4 protein-coding genes and 1 pseudogene are annotated in these 6,564 nt (G+C 63.7%); 1 reads left to right on the forward strand and 4 read right to left on the reverse strand.

Annotated features, from left to right (window positions below):
- Together EOD15_RS25625 and EOD15_RS25630 are read right to left on the reverse strand one after the other, a co-directional pair.
- Positions 1 to 2,620, reverse strand: a 2,620-nt coding sequence (locus EOD15_RS25625; protein ID WP_127408959.1) for a helicase-related protein, incomplete at its 3' end; no start/stop codon positions are given.
- Positions 2,621 to 3,321: 701 nt separating this feature from the next.
- On the reverse strand, positions 3,322 to 3,906 hold the full coding sequence (locus EOD15_RS25630; protein ID WP_127322792.1) for a TetR family transcriptional regulator: 585 nt from the start codon (positions 3,904 to 3,906) through the stop codon (positions 3,322 to 3,324).
- Positions 3,907 to 3,987: 81 nt separating this feature from the next.
- On the opposite strand from EOD15_RS25630, the gene EOD15_RS25635 reads away from it, so the two are divergent.
- Positions 3,988 to 5,226, forward strand: a complete 1,239-nt coding sequence (locus EOD15_RS25635; protein WP_127408960.1) for an FAD-dependent monooxygenase — start codon at positions 3,988 to 3,990, stop codon at positions 5,224 to 5,226.
- Positions 5,227 to 5,334: 108 nt separating this feature from the next.
- On the opposite strand, the gene phbB is transcribed toward EOD15_RS25635, so the two are convergent.
- Positions 5,335 to 6,060, reverse strand: a complete 726-nt coding sequence (gene phbB, locus EOD15_RS25640; protein WP_127380682.1) for an acetoacetyl-CoA reductase — start codon at positions 6,058 to 6,060, stop codon at positions 5,335 to 5,337.
- A 127-nt stretch (positions 6,061 to 6,187) separates the two neighbouring features.
- Positions 6,188 to 6,564: pseudogene (locus EOD15_RS25645) on the reverse strand (acetyl-CoA C-acetyltransferase); the annotation flags it as partial.

Consider the following 6,564-nt stretch of genomic DNA (forward strand, 5'->3'; position numbering starts at 1 on the left):
GCTCCGACCCTTCGACGGCTGCCTCTGCTGCGGCATCCGTTGCCGCGGCTTCCGCCGCTTTGGCCTGCTCGGCTCGTGCAGCTTCTTCCGTCGCCAGTTTCGCCACCGCCGCTTCGCGGGCGGCGTTGTCCTGCGCTTCGAGCCGCGCCTTGACCTCGACGGCCGGCTTAGGCTCGGCACGGTAGCCGAGACCCTTGAGAATTTCTTCCATGTCGTCGGCGGTGGCGCCGAGGATCGACATCATCGGCGGCGTCACCATGAAGGACTGGCCGTCATAGGCGCCGTCCGGGCGCTGGCCGAGGCCGGGCTTCCAGTTGGTCGCCGGACGGATCAGATCCGCCAGCCGTTCCAGTATGTCGATGCGCACGGCGCGACGGCCGAGATTGCGGTAGCCGGCAAGCTTATAGAACGTCTTGTCGAAAGCAGGGTCGATCACCACCGAGGTGCGACCCGAGGCGAGCGCATGGACCACGTCGCCAAAACCCGGCTTGTCCTTGCCGTCGTTCTTCAGCGCCCACAGCAGCGTCACCAGTCCGGCAGGCGCCGGCTTGATCAGCGCCGGTACGAAGACATGGTAGGCGCCGAAGCGCACGCCAAGCCGGCGAAGGGCGGCGCGGCCTTCCTGGTCGAGCGACTTCATCTCCTCGGCGATGTCGCGGCGGTTGATGAGGCCGAAATTCTCGACCAGCTGGAAGGCGATGCCGCGGCCGATGCCGGAAATCTGGTCGGCGTTTTTCAAGTCGACCAGCGGCTTCAGCAGCGACTCGATCTGGAAATTGACGAAACGCTCGGCACGCGCGGCAACCTTGTCGCGCGCCGGGCCGGTCAGTTGTTCGTCGGCCAGCAGCACCAGCCGCGGCTTCAGCGCGTCTTCGCCTGATACAAGCGTGCCGATCGGCGCGCCGATCCAGCGCAGCGTGCCGTCCGAGCCGAGCGCGATGTCGCCATTGGCCGAGGCGCCGAAGCGTTCGGCGCGCGATTCGAACTCGGCGGCCAGCGCCTTCTGGGCAGCGGTGCGCACCGCCTTGGCGTCTTCGCCGCCGGCGGTCTGGTCGGCGGTGAAGCGGAACCCTTGCAACTCGCCGACATGGTGGCCTTCGACAAGGACGGTTCCGGTAGGGCTAATTTCGGCTTCAGGCATGGTATTTTCTCTAAGGCGCCGCATGAGGACGGAAGTCCTGCGGTCTACGAAGCGTTTCGTCAACCGCTCATGCAGCGCATCCGACAATCTGTCTTCGATTTCGCGCGTCTTTTCCTGCCAGTGTGCCTGATCGGCCAGCCAGCCGGGCCGGTTCGACACGAATGTCCAGGTGCGGATCTGGGCTATGCGATGCGACAGCGTGTCAATGTCGCCCTCGGTGGTGTCGGCGCGGCGCACCTGCTCGGCCATGTAATTCTCGTTGACATGGCCGTGGCGTGCGAGGTCCGTGTAGATCGAGGCAATGAGGTCGGCATGCTGCGCCGGCGCGATCCTGCGGTAGTCGGGCAGCGCGCAGGCTTCCCACAGCAGCGCCACGCGCTTGGCATTGGTGGTGAGCGCGCGAATGTCCTCGTCGCGCGACAGATGCTCGAGCGCCTGCGCGTCGACGGCAGGCAATGCCCGCGTCAGTCCCTCGACCGGAGCGTTGGTCTCGATCGAGCGCTTCAGCGCGTCGAGGCTGGCAAAGTCGAAATGCGCGGTGCGCCACTGCAGCACCTTCACCGGATCGAAATCGTGGCCTTCGATCTTCTTGATCAGCTCTTCGTCGAGCGGGTCGACCTGGCCGGTGACACCGAACGTGCCGTCGCGCAGATGCCGGCCGGCGCGGCCGGCGATCTGGCCGAGCTCGGCCGCGGTCAGGTTGCGGTACTGGAAGCCATCGAACTTGCGGTTCTGGGCGAAGGCGACGTGGTCGAGATCGAGATTGAGACCCATGCCGATGGCGTCGGTGGCGATGAGGTAGTCGACATCGCCGGACTGGAACAGCGCCACCTGGGCGTTGCGGGTGCGCGGCGAGAGCGCGCCGAGCACGACGGCGGCACCGCCTTGCTGGCGGCGGATCAACTCGGCGATGGCGTAGACCTCGTCGGCGGAGAAGGCGACGATTGCCGTGCGCCGCGGCAGGCGGGTCAGCTTCTTGGAGCCGGCATAGGCAAGATGCGACAGCCTCGGCCGCGTCACCACCGAGACACCCCTCAGCAGGCGCTGCAGGATACCGTGCATGGTGGCGGCACCCAGCAGCAGCGTCTCCTGGCGGCCGCGCAGGTGCAGGATGCGATCGGTGAAGATGTGGCCGCGCTCGAGGTCACCGGCGAGCTGCACCTCGTCGATGGCGACAAAGGCGGCGTCGGTCTCGCGCGGCATGGCCTCGACGGTGCAGACCGAATATCTGGCGCCCGGCGGCTGGATCTTTTCCTCGCCGGTGATCAGCGCAACCTTGTGGGCGCCGACCTTTTCGCAGACGCGGGCGTAGACCTCGCGCGCCAGAAGTCTGAGCGGCAGGCCGATGATCCCACTCTCATGCGCCACCATGCGCTCGATGGCGAGATGGGTCTTGCCGGTGTTGGTCGGCCCGAGCACGGCGGTCACGTCGCGGCCCGACAGGATCAGCGGCTCTGTGTGTTTGGGCTGGATGTTCATCAACCTAGAATAAGGCTTCTGGGACCTGGAAATAAGGCTTCTGGCCTCTGGTTGTCGGGAGCGTGCCTCAAATGGCGCGTATGACAGGCGACACATAGGGATTTCGGGCGCGAAGCGAAAGCGGAATGTTCCGCCGGCGGCCAGAAGGTGGTTTTGTCAAGCTTCCAATCGGCTGCGGATTAACGGATAGAACGAGTCTGGAACGAATCGGCGACGAATCAGTGACTCCTGCAGATTCAGCTTTTGTTCACGGCTACATGTGGATTTCGCGGCCGCGAGTCGCACCACATGCTGAATCGCTGAACTGGCCCGTTTCATGCTAAGAGGGTGTTGCCGTTAACCTTTGTCTGGTAACAATCACGGTGGCTAGGCGCGCCTCGACCAACATGATGAAATTGTTGATCTTTCTTAACCTGCGTTAAGCAGTTGGGCAGGCGATTCCGGCTGTCGTCGTTAACGTTCGGCTCATAGCCGGAACGAATCGGCGACGAATCAGCGATGGCGTGATTTTCCCGATTTGTTCACCCCAATATCTTGTGTTGTGAACAGCTTATCCACCGAGAATCCACAGGTTACGAAGCAGCTTTCGCACAGGGCGGCGGGTGGCTGTTAACCTCCGCGTGCTGCTTCGGCACAGATTGGTTGCATGCTTTGGCTAGGTGCAGCCGCTGCATGTTGACCGGTCCGGCCGGACCGCTGGTTCAGGCCGTGTCCTCTCCAGTGGCATAGCGTTGCAGCGCAGGGCCGACGTTCCGGATGATCTCGTCGTGTGACAGAGCGACGACGGGCGGTAGCCGCAGCACATATCGGCACATCGCCAAACCCAGCAACTGGCTCGAAATGAGCCCGGCCCTTCGACCGGCGTCGGCGAGATCGCCGACCGCCGCAACCACCGGCCTCACCTGGTCGGCGAATATCTCGCGCATTTTTTCGGCGGCGAATTCGTTCGACGCCGCGGAACGCAGCAGAATTGCCATGCCGGGTCCGCTGGCCGGGCCTTCCCAGACTTCGAGAAACCGCCTGATCAAAGTTTCGCCGACGGTGGCCGGGTCGATCACCCGAAGTGCCGGCAGTTGCAGGTCGACGAGTGCCGCCCGGGCGAACAATTCGTCCTTGCTGCGGAAATAGCGGATCACCATGGCCGGATCGATCGAGGCGCGGGTCCCGACATCGCGGATCGACGCGCCGTCATAGCCGTGCTCGGCAAACAGATCTCTGGCGGCATCCAGGATTTGCCCTCGGGTGCGATCCGACTTGCTCGGCTTTTTCGAATGATTCGTGCTCACGAAAATCAAATATCAACGATCGTTGACAAACTCAAGCACCCAAGATAAAAGTCACCAATCGTTGACAAACGGAGAGAGAAAATGCTGCCTGATACCACCGAAGTCCTGGTCATAGGCGCCGGCCCGACCGGCCTGGCGCTGTCCATTGCCCTGCATCAGGCAGGCGTCGATCACGTCGTGGTCGACCGCCTCGCCGAAGGCCTCAACACCTCACGTGCCGGAGTGATCCACGCGCAGACGCTGGAGACACTCGAGCCGCTTGGCGTCACGGGGCGGCTGGTCGAACTCGGCCTGAAGCTTGACAACTTCGCCATACGTGATCGCGACCGGGTCCTAATCAACCTCGATTTCTCGAGCCTGCCCTCGGCGTATCCCTACGTGCTGATGATTCCGCAGAACCTAACCGAGAAGGTCCTCACTGAGCGCATCGCCGGGTTGGGCGGTGTCGTCCATCGCGGCGTCGAGGCGAAGGAGGTATTGCAGGGGGTCGATGGCGCACACGTCACGGTCGTCCAGAATGGTCGCGAAAAGACGATCTCGGCGCGTTACGTCGTCGGTGCGGACGGCATGCACAGCGTGACACGCGAGGCCGCCGGCATAGGCTTCGATGGCGAGGCCTATGCAGGGTCTTTTGTACTCGCCGACGTGCGCCTTGATTGGCCGCTCGGGCCAACGGAGGTGTCGCTGCTGTTCTCCCCGGCCGGACTGGTCGTCGTCGCGCCACTGCCGGACGGATCATATCGCATCGTAGCGACCATGGATGAGGCGCCTGAGCGGCCTGGCATTGCCGACATACAGGCGCTGCTCGACAGTCGCGGCCCGTCGGCCAGCCCGGCGCAGGTGCTCGACCTGACCTGGAGTACACGGTTCCGCGTGCATCACCGCCTTGCCAAGTCCTACCGCCAGGGGCACCTGTTTGTCATGGGCGACGCCGCCCATGTGCACAGCCCAGCCGGCGGCCAAGGCATGAACACCGGCCTGATCGATGCCGTGGTGCTGGGAGAACTGCTCGGCGACGTGATCAACGGTGTCCGCCCGGAAAGCGAACTCGACCTCTACGAGACGCTTCGGCGTCCCGCGGCACAAGAGGTGATCGAACTGGCGGGCAGGCTGACAGGCATGGCGCTTGTCCGCACACCGCTGCGGCGCGTCCTGCGCAATTTCGTGCTCGGCGTCGTCAACATGATGCCGTTCGTCAAGCGCAGGATCTCGATGAAATTGTCAGGTCTCAGCCGGGCCGAAATGGCGACGCTGCTGGCGTCGTCGCAGCCGGGCGTGCGCAAGCAAGCGATGAAACGGGAGCTCAAGCTGGTTGCCTGATCTCGAGGCGCCGGACAACTTCCGGCGCTGTATCGGAGCAGTTGCGTCTAAAGACGAACGTGCCGGCGACACCGCCGGCACCTGCACATTCAAGCCACGTGGTTGTCGTCAGGCGAAGTATTGGCCACCGTTGGCCGTGATGGTCGAGCCGGTGATGAAGCCTGCATCTTCGGATGCGAGGAAGACGACGCAGCGCGCGATTTCTTCCGGTTCGCCGAGGCGGCCGACGGGGATTTGCGGGATGATGCGGTCGTTGAGCACCCTCTCGTCGATCGCCTTGACCATCTCGGTGGCGATGTAGCCAGGGCAGATGACGTTGACGGTGATGCCCGCGCGAGCTCCCTCTTGAGCGAGGGCTTTGCTGAAACCGATGTCGCCAGCCTTGGCGGCGGAATAGTTGACCTGGCCGGCCTGGCCTTTCTGGCCGTTGATCGACGAGATGGTGATGACGCGGCCGAACTTGCGGTCGCGCATGCCGCTCCACAGCGGATGCGTCATGTTGAAGACGCCGGACAGGTTGGTGTCGATGACCTCTTTCCACTGCTCGCGCGTGATCTTGTGGAACATGGCGTCCCGGGTGATGCCGGCGTTGTTGACCAGCACCGAGACCGGGCCGAGATCGGCCTCGACTTGGCGGATGCCTGCGGCGCAGGCATCATAGTCGGCGACCGACCATTTGTAGACGGGAATGCCGGTCTCGGTCTTGAATTTCGCCGCTGCGGCGTCATTGCCGGCATAGTTCGCCGCAACCGAATAGCCGACGGTCTTCAATGCGATCGAGATCGCCGCGCCGATGCCGCGCGATCCGCCTGTGACGATTGCTACCTTGGTCATGCGTGTTCCCTCCCTTTGGTCGGGAGAGCGAATAGGGAGTAGCGAATAGCGAGTAGGGATCTACGTCCCGCCGCGCTGACGCAATTCTTCCCTATTGACTACTCCCTATTCGCTACTCACTTCTTTTTCAGAGTGCTTCGATGCACATGGCGACGCCCATGCCGCCGCCGATGCACAAGGTGGCGAGGCCTTTCTTGGCGCCGCGCCGGCGCATCTCGAAGACCAGTGTGTTGAAGACACGGGCGCCGGAAGCACCGATCGGGTGGCCGATGGCGATGGCGCCGCCATTGACGTTGACGATCGAAGGATCCCAGCCCATGTCCTTGTTGACGGCGCAGGCCTGCGCGGCAAAGGCCTCGTTGGCCTCGACCAGGTCGAGATCGCCGACCGACCAGCCGGCCTTTTCCAAGGCCTTGCGCGATGCTGGGATCGGGCCGGTGCCCATGATCTGCGGATCGACGCCGGCGGTTGCCCCAGGCACGCTGCGTGGCCGCGGGGTGACGC

The sequence above is a fragment of the Mesorhizobium sp. M7A.T.Ca.US.000.02.2.1 genome (genome assembly GCF_003996995.1).
GTDB lineage: Bacteria > Pseudomonadota > Alphaproteobacteria > Rhizobiales > Rhizobiaceae > Mesorhizobium.